The organism is Thermogutta sp. (genome assembly GCF_014359955.1).
Lineage (GTDB): Bacteria > Planctomycetota > Planctomycetia > Pirellulales > Thermoguttaceae > Thermogutta.
Genome location: NZ_JACIYL010000824.1, coordinates 1 through 1,901, shown reverse-complemented (window position 1 = coordinate 1,901; position 1,901 = coordinate 1). Strand labels below are relative to the sequence as shown.

General features: G+C 58.5%; 2 protein-coding genes. Both read left to right on the top strand.

The annotated features are described in order from the left end of the window. Positions 1 to 193: hypothetical protein (locus H5U08_RS17330; protein WP_297035966.1), on the top strand; the 193-nt coding region annotated here is incomplete at its 5' end. Between the two features lie 331 nt (positions 194 to 524). Continuing rightward, positions 525 to 1,718 (top strand): STN domain-containing protein, encoded by a 1,194-nt coding sequence (locus H5U08_RS17325; RefSeq protein ID WP_297035963.1) that lies wholly within the window; start codon positions 525 to 527, stop codon positions 1,716 to 1,718. Positions 1,719 to 1,901: the final 183 nt, after the last annotated feature.

The window sequence follows — 1,901 nt, the reverse complement described above, 5'->3', positions numbered from 1 at the left end:
TTTTTCTTTGCTGCTTATGCTGGCGGTGGCCGTTTTGATGATCTGGATTTTCTACCGCCGCGGCTGGATCGGTCAGGACTGGCCAATATCAGATTCGGCTTTTCACCGCTCTCCGGCCACGCGGGCTGACAATCCGTCTTCTCAAGAAAGCACATCTCCGCCAAGCCGCCAGAGATTCAACAATATGTCGTAGGGGCAATTCCTGAATGCCCCCTACCGTTTAATCAGCAGAATGTGGGTCGTCGGAGGGGCACGCTCGTCGTGCCCGATGAGAAAGGACAGGTCAGCAGTCGGTGTGCATCGGACCCGACAAGCGGGTCCCTCCGGAAAAGGCCCCTCCGGGCTGAATCTGACCGCTCTTAAGATTTTGCCAGTTTCACACGTTTCTTTCCCGGGACGCAGACAAAGTGGAAATAGCTGAGGATAGCGTGACATTGACGGCCCTCGTGTTCATACCGTTACAATTGTTGGTGTAGTGCGGGATGGGCAGACCGAGCCACAGTTTGATGATGGAGAAGAGACGATTGAACCGTTCAGCAATCGTTCCCGTCGCTCTACTTGGGGTAGGTATTCTCGCATTCTGTGCGGACTCTGCCAACAGTCAAACTCTTTCGACAACGGTGTCGCGGCCTATTTTTGCGACGGGAGAAGAATTCTGGCAGCGACTGGAGCGAACCACGAGCATCTACTGGACGGACGTCCCCCTCCGAGACGGACTGTTACGTCTTGCGGAAACTCACGGGGTGGCCATTGTTCTGGATCGCCGGTGTAATCCCGGAGAACCAATGACGCTCACCGTACGCCAGCAAACTCTTCGCGACGTGCTCTCGGCAATCGCGCACCAGCGGGGTTATGAACTGGGATTCCTCCCGCCGCTTGCCTACATTGGCCCGGCGGACACAGCCAGTCGATTGGAAATCGTCGCAGCGCAGCGGCGAAAGGAATTGCAGGCCCTGGGACGAATCGGCGCGGCCGCCCTGCGTCCATCGCCCGTGTCCTGGCCCCGGCTGAGCACTCCCCGAAACCTCGTCCTCCAGTGGGCGCGGGAAGCGGGCTGGCAACTCGCCAACGCTGAAGAGATCCCTCACGATCTATGGCCGGAAGCAAGTCTCCCCGCTCTCGCGATTGCCGATCGGATCACACTGGTTCTTCTCCAGTTTGACCTGACCTATCAGGTCAGTGAAAGCGGAGTGATGACGGTTGTGCCGTTCATGCCGCAGAATGGCGACATCAAACGTTTTCGAATCGGAAGCGGAACCAGCATTCTGGCGCAGCGATGGGCACAGCAATTTCCCGGCTGTATTGTCGTGCCGTCGGGACCGGAAATCGTGGTCCAGGGACCGGCCGAAACGTTGAGTGAATTGTCCCGACTGGCCGCGAGCCTGAATCCAGCACAGCAGCGGAGTCCGTTGCCCAATCCAACAACCGCCGCTGCGCCGGACCCCTTCGCTCAGCGACGGTTCACTGTCAGGGACGGACGCGGCACGCTGGAAGGTGTGATCACGCAGCTATCGCGGCAACTTGGGATAGAAGTTCAGTTCGACACCGAAGGAGCCAGACGGGAAGGAATTCGCCTGGATCAACTCATTGAATTTCGCGTCACCAACGCCACGGTTGACGAACTGTGGCGAGCCATCCTGGAACCCCGAGGTCTCACCTTCGTTCGAACAGGGCGAACGATTCGAATATTCCCCGCCTCGCACACCGGCGCACCGTAGGCAAGTCTTGTACCGCTGAGTTTTTCTCTCTCGTCAGGCACTGGGTTTACTGGGAGCGCCGCCACCCGTGCACCTCCACGAGGGGTGGATTGGCGTCGTCTTCGACGAGCGGAATGGGTTTTTCATCGAGCGCCTGCCTGACAAGGAGCTTGTCCTGGGACAGTGGTAAACTCGTGCCGGACG